Origin of the sequence: Demequina sp. NBRC 110051, assembly GCF_002090055.1 — a bacterium.
GTDB lineage: Bacteria > Actinomycetota > Actinomycetes > Actinomycetales > Demequinaceae > Demequina.
Window position 1 is genome coordinate 1 of the sequence record NZ_BBRH01000014.1, and the last position, 18,589, is coordinate 18,589.

17 protein-coding genes, 1 tRNA gene and 1 other RNA gene are annotated in these 18,589 nt (G+C 69.2%); 5 read left to right on the forward strand and 14 right to left on the reverse strand.

Annotation, left to right across the window (positions count from 1 at the left end; genetic code table 11):
- A partial coding sequence (locus B7K20_RS08260) for an LCP family protein (protein WP_234985775.1) occupies positions 1-1,239 on the reverse strand: 1,239 nt, incomplete at its 3' end.
- A gap of 119 nt (positions 1,240-1,358) precedes the next feature.
- On the opposite strand from B7K20_RS08260, the gene B7K20_RS08265 reads away from it, so the two are divergent.
- Positions 1,359-2,192 (forward strand): formate/nitrite transporter family protein, encoded by an 834-nt coding sequence (locus tag B7K20_RS08265; protein WP_084102063.1) that lies wholly within the window; start codon positions 1,359-1,361, stop codon positions 2,190-2,192.
- Between the two features lie 30 nt (positions 2,193-2,222).
- Here B7K20_RS08265 and B7K20_RS08270 read toward each other — a convergent pair whose 3' ends face one another.
- From B7K20_RS08270 to B7K20_RS13065, 5 genes are all read right to left on the reverse strand, one after another.
- On the reverse strand, positions 2,223-2,567 hold the full coding sequence (locus tag B7K20_RS08270) for a DUF2200 domain-containing protein (RefSeq protein ID WP_084102064.1): 345 nt from the start codon (positions 2,565-2,567) through the stop codon (positions 2,223-2,225).
- Positions 2,568-2,624: 57 nt separating this feature from the next.
- Positions 2,625-3,899, reverse strand: coding sequence for a S1C family serine protease (locus B7K20_RS08275; RefSeq protein ID WP_084102065.1), 1,275 nt, complete (start codon positions 3,897-3,899; stop codon positions 2,625-2,627).
- A 69-nt stretch (positions 3,900-3,968) separates the two neighbouring features.
- Positions 3,969-6,155 carry a DEAD/DEAH box helicase gene (locus tag B7K20_RS08280; RefSeq protein WP_084102066.1) on the reverse strand — a complete coding sequence of 729 codons (2,187 nt, stop codon included), beginning with the start codon at positions 6,153-6,155 and terminating at the stop codon, positions 3,969-3,971.
- A gap of 60 nt (positions 6,156-6,215) precedes the next feature.
- Positions 6,216-6,590, reverse strand: an RNA gene (rnpB, locus tag B7K20_RS08285) — RNase P RNA component class A.
- A 159-nt stretch (positions 6,591-6,749) separates the two neighbouring features.
- Complete coding sequence (locus B7K20_RS13065; protein WP_159449366.1) at positions 6,750-7,421, reverse strand: PadR family transcriptional regulator; 672 nt, start codon at positions 7,419-7,421, stop codon at positions 6,750-6,752.
- Between the two features lie 136 nt (positions 7,422-7,557).
- Between B7K20_RS13065 and B7K20_RS08295 the strand changes: the two genes are divergently transcribed.
- A complete protein-coding gene (locus tag B7K20_RS08295; RefSeq protein ID WP_084102067.1) occupies positions 7,558-8,310 on the forward strand; it encodes a YaaA family protein in 753 nt (250 codons plus the stop codon).
- A 4-nt stretch (positions 8,311-8,314) separates the two neighbouring features.
- Here the strand turns inward: B7K20_RS08295 and B7K20_RS08300 are convergent, their stop codons facing one another.
- From B7K20_RS08300 to B7K20_RS08320, 5 genes are all read right to left on the reverse strand, one after another.
- Positions 8,315-9,112, reverse strand: a complete 798-nt coding sequence (locus B7K20_RS08300; RefSeq protein ID WP_084102068.1) for a histidine phosphatase family protein — start codon at positions 9,110-9,112, stop codon at positions 8,315-8,317.
- A 2-nt stretch (positions 9,113-9,114) separates the two neighbouring features.
- Positions 9,115-9,852 carry a zinc ribbon domain-containing protein gene (locus B7K20_RS08305; RefSeq protein ID WP_084102069.1) on the reverse strand — a complete coding sequence of 246 codons (738 nt, stop codon included), beginning with the start codon at positions 9,850-9,852 and terminating at the stop codon, positions 9,115-9,117.
- A gap of 15 nt (positions 9,853-9,867) precedes the next feature.
- Positions 9,868-10,707, reverse strand: coding sequence for a Nif3-like dinuclear metal center hexameric protein (locus B7K20_RS08310; RefSeq protein WP_084102070.1), 840 nt, complete (start codon positions 10,705-10,707; stop codon positions 9,868-9,870).
- Between the two features lie 9 nt (positions 10,708-10,716).
- The gene (locus B7K20_RS08315; protein WP_084102071.1) at positions 10,717-11,487 is read right to left on the reverse strand and encodes a potassium channel family protein; all 771 of its coding nucleotides are present in this window, start codon (positions 11,485-11,487) and stop codon (positions 10,717-10,719) included.
- Between the two features lie 113 nt (positions 11,488-11,600).
- Positions 11,601-11,674: transfer RNA gene (locus B7K20_RS08320), tRNA-Val, on the reverse strand.
- An 80-nt stretch (positions 11,675-11,754) separates the two neighbouring features.
- Between B7K20_RS08320 and B7K20_RS08325 the strand changes: the two genes are divergently transcribed.
- On the forward strand, positions 11,755-12,027 hold the full coding sequence (locus B7K20_RS08325) for a hypothetical protein (RefSeq protein ID WP_084102072.1): 273 nt from the start codon (positions 11,755-11,757) through the stop codon (positions 12,025-12,027).
- 10 nt (positions 12,028-12,037) lie between these two features.
- Here B7K20_RS08325 and B7K20_RS08330 read toward each other — a convergent pair whose 3' ends face one another.
- Both B7K20_RS08330 and B7K20_RS08335 read right to left on the reverse strand, forming a co-directional pair.
- Positions 12,038-12,499: a peroxiredoxin gene (locus B7K20_RS08330; protein ID WP_234985776.1), complete on the reverse strand. Its 462-nt coding sequence runs from the start codon at positions 12,497-12,499 to the stop codon at positions 12,038-12,040.
- Positions 12,496-12,918: a DUF3052 domain-containing protein gene (locus tag B7K20_RS08335; protein WP_255372760.1), complete on the reverse strand. Its 423-nt coding sequence runs from the start codon at positions 12,916-12,918 to the stop codon at positions 12,496-12,498. The genes B7K20_RS08330 and B7K20_RS08335 overlap by 4 nt, the downstream gene beginning before the upstream one ends.
- A 232-nt stretch (positions 12,919-13,150) precedes the next feature.
- Here B7K20_RS08335 and aceE point away from each other — a divergent pair, with 232 nt between their 5' ends.
- On the forward strand, positions 13,151-15,862 hold the full coding sequence (gene aceE / locus B7K20_RS08340) for a pyruvate dehydrogenase (acetyl-transferring), homodimeric type (protein WP_234985777.1): 2,712 nt from the start codon (positions 13,151-13,153) through the stop codon (positions 15,860-15,862).
- Positions 15,863-15,943: 81 nt separating this feature from the next.
- Here aceE and B7K20_RS08345 read toward each other — a convergent pair whose 3' ends face one another.
- Positions 15,944-17,233 (reverse strand): hypothetical protein, encoded by a 1,290-nt coding sequence (locus B7K20_RS08345; protein WP_084102074.1) that lies wholly within the window; start codon positions 17,231-17,233, stop codon positions 15,944-15,946.
- Between the two features lie 111 nt (positions 17,234-17,344).
- Between B7K20_RS08345 and B7K20_RS08350 the strand changes: the two genes are divergently transcribed.
- Positions 17,345-18,514 (forward strand): CdaR family transcriptional regulator, encoded by a 1,170-nt coding sequence (locus B7K20_RS08350; RefSeq protein ID WP_084102075.1) that lies wholly within the window; start codon positions 17,345-17,347, stop codon positions 18,512-18,514.
- Positions 18,515-18,589 lie beyond the last annotated feature (75 nt).

Below are 18,589 nucleotides of genomic sequence, written 5' to 3' on the forward strand. Positions count from 1 at the left end.
GGAGACGCCGCCCACCTCTTCGCCGGGCTCGAAGTTGCCCTCGGCGATGTCCTCCCAGAACTGGGGCAGCTCGTCCTCGGTCAGGAGGACGGTGGAGCCCACGCCGTCGACGCTGTGCCCCAGCGAGGTGATGGGCGGGGTGCCGGTCACGGCGTTGCCACCCAAGCCTGCGCGCAGGTCAAGAGCGATCGTCGCGAGGCCCACAAAGTTGGTGCCCTCGTCCACGCGGAAGGCGCCGAGCGTCGCGCTCGTGACGGGGATCAGCTGTGTGGGGTTGAGTACCGTCGCGGGGCTGAGGATCTCCTCGGCCACCGCGGCGACGACCTGGCGCTGACGCTCCGCTCGCCCGATGTCGCCGAGCGGGTCGGAGTAGCGCATACGTGAGAACGCCAGCGCGGTCTCGCCGTCGGCGACGTGGCAGCCGGCCTCCCACTCGAGACCCGACTTCTCGTCGGAGACGTCCTCGTCGTAGCAAAGTTCGACGCCCCCGACCGCGTCCACCATGTCCTCGACGCCACTGAGCCCGATCTCCATGTAGTGGTCCATGGTCAGCCCGGTGAGGTCCTCGACCGTCTCGACCAACAATGGGGGGCCACCAAAGGAGAACGCGGCGTTGATCTTGTTGTTCTTGTAGCCGGGGATAGCGACGTACGAGTCACGCGGGATCGAGATCAGCGCGACCGGACCGGACTCGGGCTTGTGCAGCACCATGATGGTGTCCGTGCGGGCTCCCTCGGTGCCGTCGTCTCCGTCCCACCCTTCGCGCGAGTCGGACCCCACGATGAGTGTGGTCTCCCCCGGTGTGTCCGCCGCGCCCGACAACGCGTCGACGTGGTTGATCTGTCCGTTAACCCAGACGATGAAGACGATCAGCGCGCCCACGAGGATGGCCAGCAGAATCCACGCCCACCGGCAGCAGCGGTGCTTCCCGCGCCGCGGCGACGACGATTGACCGGCGGCCGATGCCGTGGCGGGCTGAGCGCCCTCGTCATACGTTCCGTAGGTCGCCGCCTGGGGCGCCGACGGCCGCTGCTGAGGCGGGTATGACGGCGGCTGCTGACGGGCGGCGGGCTGTGCGGGCATGGCCCGCGTCGGATCCATGACGGGCTCGTTGGCTCGCGCCTGGGGCTGCGTAGCGGCCGGCTGATGCGTCGACACGCGCTTGGGTCGCGGCGGCACCGACGGCGGCATGGGCCGGCTCGAACTGCGCGGCGTCTCGCGCTCCCGATCGTCTGTCACGGTCCCGAGGGTACCTGCGTCGCCTTCACAGACGCGGGAACCGGGGCGCCACGCGCGCCAGCCAACCCCGGGACCGTAGACCCCTCGCCGCGGGACGCCGGGCGTGCCAGGGTAGGTACATGGCCGACTCTTCCAGCCTCTTTCCGGGCGCACAGTTCATCTCGACGGTGCTCGAAACCTTGGAAAAGAAGACCGAGATGAGCGGCACCCTTGCCCGCGTCTACCTCATGCGCGCAGGGATGGCCGGAGCGATCATCGGCATCATGTACCTCACCGAGTTCGCGGTGTTCGCAGCGTTCGGTCACGGCGAGCTCGAGGGCATCGGGCACTTTGTGGGCGCCGCGACGTTTGGCTTCGCCCTCGTCTTCATCTACTTCAGCAAGTCCGAGCTGCTGACGTCGAACATGATGATCGTGTCCATCGGCCGCTACTACAAGGCCGTGAGCTTCCTGCGCGGCCTGCGCCTGCTGGCGTTGTGCTACGCCGGCAACTTCGTGGGAGGGCTCGCGATCGCGCTCGCCGTCGCGGGCTCGACGCTCGGCGCGGGCGACATCGGCGACTCGATTTCCTCAACCGTCGACACCAAACTCGCGTATGTGTCGGGCGGCGCCGCCGGCTGGTCGGACCTCTTCATCCGGGCGATCCTGTGCAACCTGATGATCAACCTGGGCATGCTGATGATCTACAACGGCATGATCAAGAACGACCTGATGAAGGCCCTCGCGATGATTTCCACGGTCTTCGTCTTCGCCTTCGTGGGCTTCGAACACTCGGTGGCCAACACCGTGCTGTTCACCATCGCGGCCTTCCAAGGCGGGCTGGAGTGGGGCCTCGCGCTCGGCAACCTCGCGATCGTCCTGGTCGGCAACCTCATCGGCGGAGGCCTGCTGATCGGCTGGTACTACGCGTACGCCAACGACGACCGCCGCCACCTCGCGCGCAAGGCGCGCTAACAGCGAGAGCCCGCCACGGCATCGGCCGTCTTAGTGGCGCTTGATCTTCTCAATCGCCTTTCCACGCGCGAGCTCGTCGACAATCTTGTCGAGGTAGCGGACCTTCTGCACCAACGGGTCCTCGATGTCCTCGACCCGGTAGCCGCAGATGACGCCGGTGATAAGACTCGCATCGGGATTGAGCGTGGCGGCGTCGAAGAACTCGGGGAACGTCGACTCGTCGGAGGCGAAGGCATCGATCTGGGTCTTGTCGAAACCGGTCAGCCACGTGATGAGATCGTCGAGTTCGGCCTGGGTGTGCCCCTTGCGCTCGACCTTCTGGATGTACATCGGGTAGATCGACGAGAAGGTCATCGAGTACATGCGCTCGCTCATGGGGCTCAGGATAGCGAGCGCAGGAACGGCGGGCCTTCGCAGGCCCGTCGCCGGTGTTTAGGCGACCGGACCTTGCGTCAGGGTGACGGTCGCGGTCGAGGTCGCACCGGTCGCGTCGGACCACGTGAGGCCGACGGCGTCGCCGGGATCAAGGTCCGCGAGCGCGGCCGTCAGTCCGTCGGCGTCGGTGATCGCGACACCGTCGACCGCGGTGATGATGTCGCCCGCGACGAGGCCCGCCTCTGCCGCGGGGGTGTCGTCATAGACGCCGAGCACGGCAGCTCCAGCGGTGGCGGCCTGGGCGTATCGCCCCGTGGTGCCCACCGCGACCCCGAGCATGGCCGGGTAGCCGATGGTGACCGTGCCGGACTCGTCGCCGGCGGTGATCTGCGCGGCGATGGCGAGCGCCTGGTCGATGGGCACGGCGTAGGCGATGGTGGTCGCAAGCCCGCTCGAGGCGGCCGTGGTCATACCGACCACCTCGCCCTCCTCGTCGATCAGGGCGCCGCCGGAGTCGCCTCCCACTACATCCGCGGCGAACTCGATCATGCCGTCGAGAGTCTCGCCCTCGACCCCATACTCAGCGGAGGTGGTCACGGACGAGTCGAGTTCCGTGATGGTGCCGTCGGCGGCCATCAGCACTCCCCCGCCCTCGGCGTTGCCCACGGCGGTGACGGTGTCCCCGGCGCCTGCCTCGTCGTCGTCGATGGTGACGGCGGTGAGGCCCGTCGCACCCTCGAGCTGCAACACCGCGACGTCCTCGGTCGCATCGGTGCCCACGAGGTTGGCGGTGTAGGTCTCACCTGTGGTGCCGATCGTGACCGTGATGTCGGTGGCGCCCTCCACCACGTGATTATTGGTGAGAATCAGGCCATCGCTCGTGAGCACCATGCCCGTGCCGGCCGCGGCCGCACTCTGGTAGCCCAGCTCCGTATCGATGAGGACCAGGCCCGCGGATTCGGCGTCGCTCGCGGTCGTCGCCGCCTCCTGAGCAGTCGTCGTCCCTGAGCCGGTCCACGTCTGACCATCGCCCGGGACAGCGGTCATGCCCTGCTGCGCCTCCCACTGCTCGTAAAGCTCGCGGTACAGCTCCTCCCAATCGGGGCTGGCGGCGCTGCGAGGGTCCTCCTCGTATGCGTCGCCGCTCGCCCCGCCGGGCTGGGCGATCGAGGCGACCGCGGCATCGGCCGTCGTCTCGCGCGGCGCACGCACGATGACCCCGGTGGCCACGGCGCCCACGGCGAGCGCCGCGACCGCTGAAGCCGCCACGACCTTGCGGGCGCGCGGGCGGCGCTTGGTGGTGGCAGATGGTGTGTCGGTGGCCTGGTGCATCGCGTCCTCCTCGGTGGTGTCCTGGGTACTAGTTCAGGACACCGAGCCGGGAGTCGGCCGGGAGATTCCTCAGAGGTGGCTCAGAGTCGCGTCCTGGTCCGCGCCCAGGGCGTCCGTGAGGAGCCCCACGAGCGCCTCGACCTGCACGTCGACCTGGCTCGTCACGTCCTCCTCGGCGGCGCCGTCGAGCGCCCGCGCAGCGAGCCCCGACTTGCTGTCGATGAGCTCGGCGATGCGCGAGTCGATGGTCTGCGCGGCGAGGATACGCCAGGCGGTCACCGGCTCGGATTGGCCGATGCGGTGGATGCGGTCGATCGCCTGCGTCTGTTCCGCGTCGGTCCAGGACAGCTCCGCGAGCACCAGGTTGGAGGCGACCTGCAGGTTGACTCCCACGCCGGCAGACATGAGCGAACACACGATCACGTGGACCTCGGGGTCCTCCGTGAACGCCTTGATGCTCTGCTCACGTGCCTTCGCGCTCTGGTCACCGCGCAGCGTCACATAGCGGATGCCGCGCTCCTCGAAGACCTGCTGCGCCTCGTCCATGACGTCGATGTGCTTGGCGAAGAACACGACCTTGCCGGCGTGGTGCACCAGCTGGGCCGTATAGTCGGCGGCGAGCGACGCCTTTGCCTGGCCGATGCGCCTGACCATCGAGAACACGTTCTCGCCCAACTTCTTGTCGCTCGAGTCCTTGAGTTCCGCGGCCGCGATGCGGTGCGCGAGCTCGAGGTCGATGCCGTCGGTGGGCTCCGCAGCGGGCCGGGCAGCGATCGCACGGCGGTACTGATCGACCATCCGCTCGGCGAGGGCCTTTTCCGCGGCGCGGATCGAGCGCCCCACAGGACCGTCGAGTTCGACCGCAAGGTCGGCGACGCGACGCGCGGGGATGTCCGCAGCGACGTCCACCTTGCGCCGCCGCACGATGCCCTGGGACACCACGGCCGCGCGGGCGGCGGAGTAGAAGCCGCGATCGGTCGGGATAAGTCCGGTGTCCTCGAGCGCGTTGATGAGCGATCCCAGGGGCTTCTCGGCATCGATCCAGCCCAGGAACTCCCAGATGGCGCGGAAGTCGTCGACGTCGTTGATGAGGGGGGTGCCCGTCAGCGCCATCAGCAGCGGCCGCGGCGTGCGCTTGCGGATGCGGTCCGCGAGTCCGAGGACATGCTGCGAGCGCTGCGAGGTCTTGTTCTTGATGAAGTGCGCCTCGTCGACGACCATGCCGCGGAAGCCGTGCTCGGCGAACCATCCCACGTGCCGGTCGAGCACGGCGTAGTTGACGACGATGACGTCCGCGAACGCGTCGACCTCGTCGCCGTCGCCGTGCACCACCGTGGCGGTGCGGTGAGGGGTCCACAAGGAGACCTCGCGCGCCCAGTTCATCTTGACAACATTGGGAGCCACGACGAGCAACGGGTAGGCGTCGGCGGCCTCTGCCGCCATGAGCGCCTGCGCGGTCTTGCCCAGGCCCGGCTCATCGGCCAACAAGAACGTGCGATGGCCTTCGGCGGCGGCGGCGACCAGCTGCTCCTGGTGAGGCATGAGGGCCCGCCCATTGGGCACGCGCAGCGGGCCTGGAAGAGTGTCGCCGTCGGGAAGCTCCATGCACGCGCGGGCGCCCGGGGCGTCACGCTCGAATGAGTGGAACAGCGGGTCGAGCAGCTCCCAGCCGGCGAGCCTGCGCGGACGCGCGGCGCTGCGCTCGCGTGCCGCCGTGAAATCGGGGGCGAGAAAGGGGTTGGCGAGCTGGCGCGACAGCGCCGACTGCGGCGTGACCTGACGAGATGTGTCCGCCTTAGGCGTCACAGGCTCGGGTGCCACGGGTTCTTCGGGGACCTCGCGGCCGGCCTTGGTGAGCAAGGTCGCCTTGTATTCGCGGGCGGACGTGGTCACCCGGGCGTCCTCGGCGAGGAGCGCGAGCAGCGAGGTGTCGCGCACGGCGACCTTGGCGAGGATGGTGGCAAGGCCGTCGAGACGCTTGACGGTCTGCTCCCGCTGGGAGGCCGTCAGCGTCTCGTCACCGGTGACGGCGGCGCGCTCTTCACGGATGAGGAGGGCGACCACCTGGAACTTGATGCGCAACTGTGCGCGCGTGGGGGGACGCTGGACGGCACGGTCGACCTCGCGCGCGACGCTCGCCAGCACCTCGATGAGGTCCTTGGGGGTCGTGGGGCCGCTGGTGCGTGCCCGCGTGCCTGTGTGCCGGTTTCCCGCGCGCGCTCGGCTGGACCGTCGCTGCTGCTCGGGTCGTGCCATCTCGCCTCCTCGACGAATCCTTGCCATCGGCGAGCGGTGAGTGGTGCACCGCTCGTGGTGCGGATGAGTTGGCCTGTACGCCGGGTTCTGTCGGGTGCACGCGTTGCCGCATTGCGCACCGGGCGACCATCCATCTAGGCCCTGGATTGCTCCAGGGCTCCAGCGACCTACCCGAGAGCATCGGGCGGGCAGCCCTCAAACGCTCTCTGTCTGGCCTTGCTCCGGGTGGGGTTTACCGTGCCGCTTCCGTCGCCGGTCGCGCGGTGAGCTCTTACCTCACCCTTTCACCCTTACCTCCGGCCGAAGCCGGAGGCGGTCTACTCTCTGTGGCACTGTCCCGCGGGTCACCCCGGGTGGCCGTTAGCCATCACCCTGCCCTGCGGAGCCCGGACGTTCCTCGGGATCTTGCGATCACGCGGCCGCCTGGCCAACTCATCCGCGGGTCAAGCCTACCGCGACTGCCCTGCTCACGGCAGCAATGACGCGGCCGGGCTGACGGCGCCCTGGGTCGACTCTCGTCGAGCCTGGTGGGTCGACTCCCGTCGAGCCCGGTGCCGGCCGCCCGGCCGGAGGTGTCGTGCTAGTCCTGCTCGGTCAGTCCTGCTCGGTCAGCAGGCGATAAAGGTCCTTCCGTGCGGCCGCGAGAATCGCGGCAGCCTTGGCCACCTGCTCCTCGTTGCCGGCGACCTGACGCGTGACGTGCATGGCGGCATCACGCAGTTGCATCATCTCGTGACGCACCTGGCCAATGCCGGCACCGCCCTCGGGCCTCGCGAAGAGGGCCTCCGGGTTCGGCACGTTCTGCGCGAGCCATTCGCGCCCGGCGTCCGTCACCGAGGCCACCTTGCGGCCCTCGACGAGGTCGATGGTGACGAGCCCCTCGTCTTCCAGTGCCTGCAGCATGGGATAGATGGACCCGGGGCTCGGCGCCCACGCGCCCTCGGTGCGCTCCTCGATGGCGCGAATGAGGTCGTAGCCGTGGCGCTCCTGCTCGGACAGGAGGACCAGCACTGCGGCACGGACGTCACCGCGAGCGCGCCCGCGGCCTCCGCGTCCACCCCGGCCCTGGGGGCCACCAGGACCACCGTGACCGCCCGGGCCGCCGTGTCCGCCGGGGCCGCCGCGCCTGCCGCGGCCGCCACGCTCTCCTGGGCCGCCGTGAGGCCCCTCGAACTCCGCGTCGAAGCGCGGGCCCCCGTGGCCGTGACGCCGGCGCACCTGGCCGCGTGAGGCGTAGGCATCAAACATCGTGTCGTTGTCTCTCATCGATATCTCCTTTTCTCTGATGTCGATACTTTGACGATATATCGCGATATGGCATGAGTCAAGCGTGTCGCTCGAATCTGTTCACTGAAGTCGCGCGAGGTACGGTGCGCACGGCCGGCGCCCCTACCCTGGACGCGTGCTGATCCTGCTTCCCCCGTCCGAAGGCAAGACGGCGCCGCTCGCCGGCGCGCCCGTCGACCTCACAGCGCTCAGCCACCCCGGCCTCGCACCCGCCCGCGAGCGCGTCGGCACGGCGCTCGCGAAGGTCAGCGGCCAACGCAACGCGTTCGAGGTGCTTGATGTGGGGCCAAGCCTGGGCGCCGAGGTCGATCGCAACCGCACGTTGTGGGAGAACCCCACCGATGTCGCCGCACGGGTCTATACCGGCGTGCTGTACGAGGCCGCATGCGCATCCGAGTGGGGCGAGGCCGATCTTGCGCGCGCGGCCGATCGCATCCGCATCGTCTCCGCGTTGTGGGGCGCGGTCTCCCCCGCCGACCGTATCCCTGCGTATCGGCTGTCGATGTCGACGAGCCTGGGCAGGATCGGAGCGCTCGCCTCGTTCTGGCGCCAGCATCTCGCGACGGAGCTGTCACACCTCGCGGGCGACGGGCTCATCGTCGACTGTCGCTCGTCTTCCTACGTCGCGGCGTGGCGCCCCACCGGTCACCCAACGGTGGCCGTCAGGGTGGAGAGGGAACTCCATGGCAAGCGCACCGTGGTGAGCCACATGGCCAAGCACACGCGGGGCCTTCTCACGGGGGTGCTCGCCACGGCAGCCTCCGTCCCCGCCACACGTGACGAGCTCGCGGACGTGGCGCGCACGCTTCCGGGCGTGGTCGACATTGCGGTGAGCGACAAGGAGCTCACCATCGTCATCGCGGGCTAAGCGTCTAGTGTGTCGGCACTCCGAACGCCAACAGGTGGCGCTCGGCAATCGTCCCGTCCTCGCGCACTCGCAGCTGCAAGAGCGTCATCGACGCCGGCTGCGGCCACATGCGCGACCATGACGACACGGGCATGCCCATAGAAATGGCGACCGCGGACTTGATAGCGACGGCGTGTGAAGCGACCGCCCAGGCGCGCGCCTCGTCACGTCCCTCGCGCGCCAGGGACGCGTGTTCGCGCGCGGCGTCCACGATGAAGGAGTCGAAACGCAGACCCACGTCATGCAGCGACTCGCCGCCCGGTGCACGGTGGTCTCCCATGCCCCACAGGTGCATGTTCTCGGGCTCGCGTTGGGTGATCTCCGCGCCGGTCAGCCCCTCCCACTGACCGAAGTGGACCTCGCGCACGCGGTCCTCGGTCTCCACGTGGGCACCCACGCGCCTCCCGATGGCGCCGCCGGTTTCCTGCGTGCGGGTCATGGGCGAGGCGAACACGCGGCTGACGTGTGGCACGCGGTCCCAGTCCTTGCGGCCGATCCGATAGACGGCATCGGCCGCCTTTGCGGCCTGAACCCGCCCGGCAGCGTTCAGCGACGGCCCTACCTCTCCCGAGCCCGACAGGGCATGCGTGACCGTCATGTCCGTCACGCCGTGGCGCACCAGCACCAGGGTCAGCGGGCTCACAAAGCCCTCCTGGCCCAGGTCGTACAGCGACCGGCCGCGAGCGGGCTCGGGCGAGACGTCGGAACCGGTCTCGTGGGCCTCGCCCGAAGGGGCGGAGGGAACGGAGGGAGACGACGTCATGCTCAGGCGTCCGCCTTCCGCACCAGGATCCTTCCGCACTCCTCACAGCGCACCACCGCATCTGGAGCGGCCGACTCGATCTGGCGCAGGTCCGCGGGGTTGAGCGTCATGTGGCAGCCCAGGCACTGGGAACCGCGAAGCGCGGCGGCGCCCACGCCGCCGTTGTGATCGCGCAACTTCTCGTACAGGGCGACCAGCGCCGCGTCGATTCCCTCGACGGCCAGCGCACGCTCGGCCGCGATGTCACCGATCTCCGCGTCGATGGCGGCGAGCTGCTGGTCACGCTCATCGCTCAGGCGCGTAATGTCGGCGGCGATCGCGTCGCGCTGGGCCCGCACCTCGTCGTGGAGCTTCTCCGCGGTCTCGAGCCGCTCCATCGCCTCGATCTCGATGTCCTCGAGCGCGCTCTGGCGCCGGCCGAGCACCTCGAGTTCACTCTGCAGTGCCTGCAGGTCCTTCGCCGACCCGGTGCCGGACTCCAAGCGTCCGCGATCGCGGTCGGCGCGCAGCCGCACCGCTTGCACGTCGTCCTCCGCCTTCGTCACCTCGCGGCGCAGGTCGGAAACTTCCGTGCCGCGCGAGACGGCGTCCTCCTCGAGATCGGCCGCCCGCCCCGTGAGCTCGCGGATCTGCTCGGTGACGGGCAGGGTCTCGCGGCGGTGACGCGCCTGCTGGAGGCGCAGGTCGGCGTCCTGGACGTCAAGCAGTCGCAGCTGGTCGGCGACGGGGGCGGTAGGCACGGGTAGAGCTCCTTGTCACGAGGACGCGTCGCTCGCCGGTGAGGCGAAGTGCGCGGTCCAGGGATCGGTGTTGAGGGTGGACACGATGGTGTCGACGCCTGCGGCGTCGGCGACATGTTCGGCGGCGGCGGTCAGCCACGCCCATTCCGAGGCGTAGTGTGCCACGTCCACGAGGAACGGGCGGCCGTCGCCCAGGTCGGCGAGCTCACGCGCGTCGGACGCGGGGTGGTGGCGCAGGTCCGCAGTGACGTACACGTCCGCCCGTGCCGCCTTCGCGGCCGCGAGGAAGGAGTCGCCCGCTCCCCCGCAGACGGCCACCGAGGTGACGAGAGCGTCGAGGTCCCCCGCGACCCGCACCCCGTGCGCCGTCGCAGGCAGCTTCTCGGCAACCAATTGAGCGAACTCCCCTAAGGTGAGCGGCCCGCCCAGGACACCCATGCGTCCGGTGCCCTGTGTCGCATCGGCCGTCGAAGGAACCAGCGGCACGGTCGAGCGCACGCCGAGCGCCTCGGCAAGCGCCTCGGCGACACCGCCCGAGGCGTGATCGGCGTTGGTGTGCGCGTTGAACAGGCCGATGCCATGGGCGATCAGCTGGTGGACCACCGCGCCCTTGGCACTGGTCACGGGCAGTTGCTGCACACCGCGAAGCAGCAAGGGGTGGTGCGTGACGATGAGGTCGGCATCGACGTCGATCGCCTCCTGCACCACCGCGAGTGTGGGATCGACCGCGAAGAGCACCCGCCCGACGCCCGCCCCGGGATCGCCGACCGTGAGGCCGTTGACGTCCCACTCCTCCGCGAGCGACGGAGGGAACCTGGTGTCGAGGATGTCGACGATGTCTGCGACCGTGGCCATGCCCTCACGCTACTGGGGATTGCGGGTGGGTGAATCCTCAGACTTCTCGAGCGCGGCCGTGAGCCGGTCTATCTTTCCCTCGAGTTCGGCGATCCGGGCCTGCACCTCCTCGTGGCGGGTGACCTCGCGAGCCTCGTCCTCCTGCTCATCGGCGCCGCTCGTGAGGGCGACAAACCAGGCCGCCACCGAGGCCGTCACGACACCGATAAGGGCGATGCCGACGAGCATCATGAGCACCGCGATGACGCGGCCCTCGACCGACACGGGCGAGAAGTCTCCGTAGCCCACGGTCGTCACCGTCACGAAGGCCCACCACAGGGCGTCGCCGAAAGTGTTGATCGCCGAGTCTGTGACCTCGCGCTCGGCGGCGAGCACCGCGACCGAGCCGATCCACAGCAGCAGCACCACCGACAGCACCACTGCCTGCATGGTCTTCATGCGGCCCTTGGCCGTCGCGAAGGCCGTCGCCTGGGTGAAGGCCGTGAGCACCTTGAGCGGGCGGGCCGCAGGGACCAACACCGCGATCACGTCGATCGGGTGCGTCCACAGGAAACGCCAGGACTTCTTCGAGATGATCGTGCGCACGATGAGGTCGGCGAGGAAAATGGCCCAAATCACGCCCTGCACCGTCAGCATCGTGGCGCGCACACCGCCGGGCAGCGAATGAAAGAAGATGATGCGGCCGGACCACACGCACAGGAAGATCAGGGCGAGAGCCGCCATCGGGGCATCGGTCTTCTGGGCGTAGGCGTCGTACTTGTCGCCCATCGGCTCGGCCATCGCGGCGCTTCCCTTCAGTCGCGGACAGGTGCCTCACGCCATCGTACTGACGGCCGATGCCGTGGCTGGGGAGCGCTCGCCGCTCGTCTGCGAGCGGGGTTGAGTCACAGGAGTGGGCCCTGCCGGACTCGAACCGACGACACCTGCGGTGTAAACGCAGTGCTCTAACCAACTGAGCTAAGGGCCCTGGGGTGACCATTGTGGCGCATCGCGACGCCGCGATGTCACACCCCGGTGCGACAGTGCTCTCAGACGAGAGGATTCGCCATGACAGCCACGGCCACGACAACGACCAACGCGCTGCGCCCGCGCTGGAGCAGCCACGGCGACGCGCCGCATTCCGTCGCCACCGAGCAAGACATGGCGGCACATGTCGCTCGACTTGCCATGCCCGGCAGTTGGGCAACCGTCACCCGCCCGGGCGGCGCGTACGAGGTGCGCCGCGTGCCGGGCGGATGGGTCGTCGAACGCGAGGGCGCGTCGCAGCGCTTCCGCCGCGGAGGCGAAGCCGCCCACGCGTTGTGGGCGTGGCGCGTCTAGACGAAGCGCGTCAGTCGAGCGCCGCGATGGCCTCGCGGTAGTCGTCGATACTGCGCGCCTCACCCGTGGGGTTGCGCACCAGCCAGCGGACGATGCCGTCGGCGTCGATGAGGAACGTGCCACGCGTGGCCAGGCCCTTGTCGTCCGAGAACACGTCGTAGGCACGCGCCGCCTCACCGTGAGGCCAGAAGTCGCTCAGCAGGGACTCGTTGAACGCGTGCACGTCGCCCCACGCCTTCATCGTGTACAGCGAGTCGCACGACACGACGGCGACGGCGACGTCCTTGTCCTCCGACAAGGCGCCCGCGTCACGCAGGTCGATGAGCTCATTGGTGCACGTGTCGGAGAAGGCAAACGGCACGAACACCAGCAGCAGCGGCTTGCCGCGGAAGTCGGTGAGCGAGACGTGGCGACCGTGCTGGTCGATAAGCGAGAATCCCGGCGCGGCGTCTCCCACCGCGGGGTGCGTCACTTCTGCCAGCCCTTGTCCACCAGGCGGGTGCAGGACCAGCCGTCTCCGACCACGAAGGTCGAGGTGCCGTGGAGCCCCGCGAGCGAGGAGGCCTCCTGGACGTCGCCGGGAAGCACGTGACCCTTGGTGCCGGCCTTGGGTGTGAGCAGCCACACCTTGCCGCCGTCATCGAGGAGCGACTGGACGTCCATCAGCAAGTCCGCGAGGTCGTCGTCGCCGTCGCGGAACCACACAACGACACCATCGGTGACGTCGCCGTAGTCCTCGTCGACGAGGTCTTCGCCCGTGGCATCCGCGAGAGCGGCGCGTAGGGGCTCGTCCACGTCGTTGTCGTAGCCGAACTCCTGCAGGACCATTCCCTTGGTCAGGTCAAACCGGGCGATGACGCTGGTCGCGTCCGTGCCCTCCTGTGTCGCCACAGCGGCGCCGCTCCTCTCGTTGACGATCACGCGCGGACCCGCGCGTTGGAGTCCACAGTAGAGCCCCGTGCGCGACGGTGGCAACGGCGCCACACCGGGCGCGTCCGCGCGGACCCCAGCGTGACAATAGACTTGTCTATCGACAGAATGAGGCGGACGAGGCGGTCATGGCCGCTCCCCACCCTCCAACTGATAGGGCGCTCAACCCCTGCGCCTGAGAGGAAGTTCACTGGTGGCTTCACACGGCGACATCGACAAGGACCCGAGCGAGACCAACGAATGGCTCGAATCGCTCGATGGGCTGATCGAGGAAGGGGGCGAATCCCGCGCCGAGTATGTGCTCGACCGCATGGTGGACCACGCCGCCTCGAAGCAGCTCTCGGTCCCGCTGAGCCTCAACACCCCGTACGTCAACACCATCCACGCTGACGACGAGCCCGAGTTCCCCGGCGACGAGGAAATGGAGCGCCGCTACCGCGGCTGGATCCGCTGGAACGCCGCGGTCATGGTGACGCGCGCGCAGGCGGCCGGCAAGGGCGTGGGCGGCCACATCTCGTCGTACGCGTCCGTCGCGACGCTGTACGAGGTGGGCCTCAACCACTTCTTCCGCGGCAAGGACCACCCCGGCGGCGGCGACCAGGTGTACTTCCAGGGTCACGCCGCTCCCGGTGTGTACGCCCGCGGCTACGTCGAGGGTCGTTTCTCCGAGGCCGACCTCGACTCGTTCCGTCAGGAGAAGTCCGGCCCGGGTCGCGGCATGTCCTCGTACCCGCACCCGCGCCTCATGCCCGACGTGTGGGAGTTCCCCACGGTGTCGATGGGCCTCGGCCCCGCCTCGGCCATCTACCAGGCGTGGACCAACCGCTACATGCACCTGCGCGGCATCAAGGACACGTCGCAGCAGCACGTGTGGGCGTTCCTGGGCGACGGCGAGATGGACGAGCCGGAGAGCCGCGGCATGCTGCAGCTCGCCGCCCACCAGGGCCTCGACAACCTCACCTTCGTCGTCAACTGCAACCTGCAGCGCCTCGATGGCCCTGTGCGCGGTAACGGCAAGATCATCCAGGAGCTCGAGGCGTTCTTCCGTGGCGCCGGCTGGAACGTCATCAAGGTGGTGTGGGGCCGCAACTGGGACCCGCTGCTGCAGCGCGACGAGGATGGCGCGCTCGTCAACCTCATGAACACCGTGCCCGACGGCGACTTCCAGACCTATCGTGCCGAGTCCGGCGCGTTCATCCGTGACCAGTTTTTTGGCGGCGACCCTCGCGCCAAGGAGCTCGTCAAGGACATGACGGACGACGAGATCTGGGCGCTCAAGCGTGGCGGTCACGACTACCGCAAGCTGTACGCGGCGTATGCGAAGGCCACCACCGAGGCCAACGGCAAGCCCACGGTCATCCTCGCGAAGACCATCAAGGGCTACGGCCTCGGTTCGAACTTCGCGGCGCGTAACTCGACGCACCAGATGAAGAAGCTCGCCGCGGCGGACCTCAAGGTTCTGCGCGACACCTTCGACATCCCCTTCAGTGACGAGCAGCTCGAGGCCGACCCGTACAACCCGCCGTACTACCACCCCGGGTTCGAGGACCCGTCGGTCAAGTACATGCTGGAGCGTCGCCAGGCGCTGGGCGGCTTTGTGCCCGAGCGCCGCGACTCGCGCAAGGACATCGCGTTGCCCGGCGATAAGGCCTACGAGCTCCTCGCCAAGGGATCGGGCAAGCAGGAGGTCGCCACCACCATGGCGTTCGTCCGCCTGTTCAAGGACCTGGTGCGCGACAAGGAGTTCGGCCACCGCGTGGTGCCGATCATCCCCGACGAGGCCCGTACGTTCGGCCTGGACGCCATCTTCCCCTCGGCGAAGATCTTCAACACGAACGGCCAGAACTACCTGCCGGTGGACCGCGAGCTCATGCTGAGCTACAAGGAGTCCGAGGCCGGGCAGATCATGCACACCGGCATCAACGAGGCCGGTTCCGCCGCCGCGTTCCAGGCCGTCGGCACCGCATACGCGACGCACGACGAACCCCTGGTGCCGTTCTACATCTTCTACTCGATGTTCGGCTTCCAGCGCACCGGCGACCAGTTCTGGGCCGCCGGCGACCAGATGACGCGTGGCTTCATCATCGGCGCCACCGCTGGCCGCACCACCCTCACGGGTGAGGGCCTCCAGCACGCCGACGGCCACTCGCCGCTCATCGCCGGCACCAACACCTCGGTTGTCCAGTACGACCCGGCGTTCGGCTACGAGATCCGCCACATCGTGCGCGACGGCCTGCAGCGGATGTACGGCAACGACGGCCGCGACCCGAACGTCATGTACTACCTCACGGTGTACAACGAGCCCATCCAGCAGCCCGCCGAGCCCGAGAACGTCGACGTCGAGGGCATCCTCAAGGGCATCTACAAGTACGCCGACGCCCCCGAGGGTGAGGGCCCCGTCGCCCAGATCCTCGCCTCCGGCGTCGCCGTGCCGTGGGCCCTCGAGGCTCAGGAACTGCTGGCCCGCGACTACGGCGTGCGCGCCGCGGTCTGGTCCGTCACCAGCTGGAACGAGCTGCGTCGCGAGGCCCTCGAGGCCGAGGAGCACAACTTCCTCCACCCCAGCGAGGAGCCCCGCACCGCGTACCTCACCACCAAGCTGCAGGGTGCTTCCGGGCCGTTCGTCGCCACAAGCGACTACGACCACCTGGTCGCCGACCAGATCCGTGCGTGGGTTCCCGGCGACTACGCGACGCTCGGCGCCGACGGCTTCGGCTTCTCGGACACTCGCGCCGCCGCCCGTCGCTACTTCAAGATCGACGGTCCCTCGACGGCGGTCAAGGTGCTCCAGCGCCTCGCCGCCGCGGGCCAGGTGGAGCGCCACCTCGTCCAGGACGCGATCAACCGCTACGAGCTGCACGACGTCCGCAAGGGCACGTCCGGCAACGCCGGGGGCGACGCCTAAGCGTCACCTCTTCTCGAAGCCCGCTCTCGCCTCGGTGAGGGCGGGCTTCGTCGTTCGGGCGGCCGATGCCGTGGCGGGCTTTCAGTCCCGCCGCTGCTCCTCCGCGGGGTCGCCCTGGTCCTCATCCGACTCGTCGCGCTCCGCAGACGCGTCGCCATCCGCCGGCTCGTCGCTCTCCCGCAGCTCGTCACCGTCGCCAGGCTCGTCGGTGTCGAGAGGCTCGACGGCGTCCATGTCACCGCGGTCGGCCTCGGCCTCGTACTCCGCCATGGCTTCGGGATCGCCCTCGGCTTGCCCCATGTGCGACGTGGTCGACGCGCTCAACGAGGTCGAGCGGGAGGAACCCGAACCTGATCCCCCCGAGCCTGTGCGACCCGAGCCGGAATGGCTCGCCGATCCCCTGCCCCGTTCGCTAACCGAGGCGGCAGCGACGCCGGCCGCGGCATCGGCCGTCCGAGCATCGCGGGCTCGCGACGGTTCAGGGTCGCCGGTGACCTGATCGGGCTGCTGGGCCATGGTCCCCGAGGTGAACGTCGCAGGCGCCGTACCACCGGTAGTCGTGATCCGATCCGTGGTGGGGGCGCCGTGGCGGCGCGCGATGACAAGGGAGCGGGCCGTGAGAGTGGCCGCGACCACGATGAGCGCGACGACGACTCCGAGCAGGACCCACAGCGTGATCGCGAGCGTGCCCACAAACGCGCCGTCGTGTGCCACCCGCACGTAGGCATACGCCTCGCAGCCACCCGTCGAGCCTTCGAGGTCACCCCCGAAGTGATACGTCCCCGTCAGCGGAAAGCCGACGGCATCGCGGACGATCTGCTCGCGCGCGTCCACCGAATCCTCGCCCGTGAGATCGAGTGGTCCGGAGTAGGCGTCCTGGCCGTTCCACAGGGGCACGCGGAAGCCCCCGAGCATGAGGGCGACCGACGGCCGCGCCTCGGTGAGCTCGTTCTCCGTGCTCGCGCTCCACACCACGGTGTCGTCCTGCGTCACGTCGAAGGGGTCGGTCGCGGAGGTCTGGGCCGGGCCGCGCGGATCGGGCTCGAGGGACGAGGTCGCCTCAGCAGTGCACCCCGAGCTCAGCGAGCCCGTCCCGACGTATTCGGGGATCCCGGTGAGCGCCACCCCACCGCACAAAGCCGCGAGGACCATCGCGGTCGCGAAGCGCCCGGTGGCGTGGCGCGGCGCCAGGGTCGTGAGGTACGTGGTGACGGCGATCGCCACCGCCACGATGCCGAACAACGGCAGCCTGTCCGGCGGCGTCACACCCAGGATCCAGAGCAAGGCCGACACCACGATTCCCAGGAGGAGGCCCAGGAGGGCGCCGATCAGGGGCTTGGGGCGTGGCGTCGTCACCGTCGTCGTGTCCATGCCTCACGCTAACCCGCCGGCACACGAAACGCCTGGAAGAAGGCGACCACGGCATCGGCCTCAGGGACGGCGCGTTGTGGATGATCCACAAACGAACCGTATGATCTCCACATGTCCCAGACACCCGCCCGCGTCGAGACGCTGAGGCGGCTGAGGGCCGCGACGGGGCGGCTCGCCACGGCCGCGCTGCGCCGGCTCGACGCCGAGTACCCGTGGTTCAGGGCGTTGCCTGCGCAGGAGCGCTCGTGGGTGGGGACGGTCGCCCAGGCTGGCATCTCCTCGTTCGTCGCCTGGTACGCGGACCCCCAGCACAGTCACCGCAGCGCGACCGAGGTTTTTGCGGCCGCGCCGCCCGAGCTCACGCGCTCGGTGTCGTTGCAGCACACGCTGTCGATCGTGCGCACCGTCGTCGAGGTCGTCGAGAGTCACTCGGACGAGTTCGCCTCCCCCGGTAACGAGGTCGAGGTGCGCCAGGCGATCTTGCTGTACTCGCGCGAGATCGCCTTCTCCGCGGCCGAGGTCTACGCCCGCGCCGCCGAGTCGCGCGGAGCCTGGGACGCCCGCCTCGAGGCGCTCGTGGTCGACGCGCTGGTGCGCGGCGAGGTGGACGACGACGTGCCGTCGCGCGCCGCGGCGCTCGGCTGGAACCCCGGTCCCACGCTCGTCATGGTCGGCACCACCGACGGCGCGCTGGGTGAGGTGCAGTCCGCGGAACTGCGCCGCACGCTGCGCCGCATCGCCCCAGGTGCGCTGGTAGGAATCCACGGCGAGGACCTCATCGTGATCGCGCGCTCGGACGACGACCACGGCGCGCTCACGAGGCAGCTCCTCACCAGCTTTGGACCCGGCCCGGTGGTGCTGGGCCCCCCGGCGATCACTCTCGTGGAGGTCGCCCGCGCCACCCGAGCCGCCGTCGCCGGCGTGGCCGCCGCGCCGGCGTGGTCGCTCGCTCCCCGGCCCGTGGGGGCGGATGAGCTCCTGCCCGAGCGCGTGCTCGTGGGGGACGCGGCCGCGCGCGAGCGTCTCATCGCGATCGCCTACGACCCCATCCAGCGTGCCGGCGGGTCCCTTCAGGAGACCGTGGCCACCTATCTGGACTGCGGCCGCTCCCTCGAGGTCGCTGCCCGCACCATGTTCGTGCACGCGAACACCGTGCGCTATCGCCTCCGCAAGGTCGCGGAGATGACGGGCTGGGACGTGCTCGCGCACCGCGACGCCCACGTGCTCGAGACGGCATTCAAACTGGGGCGCCTGCGCGACGCACGCCGCCCATCGTTGTAGGACACCTACAAATCTGGCGGGATGAATCCGTGGCGCGGCAGGCGCGCGGTCGCCGCCGCGTGAGGGATGCTTGGA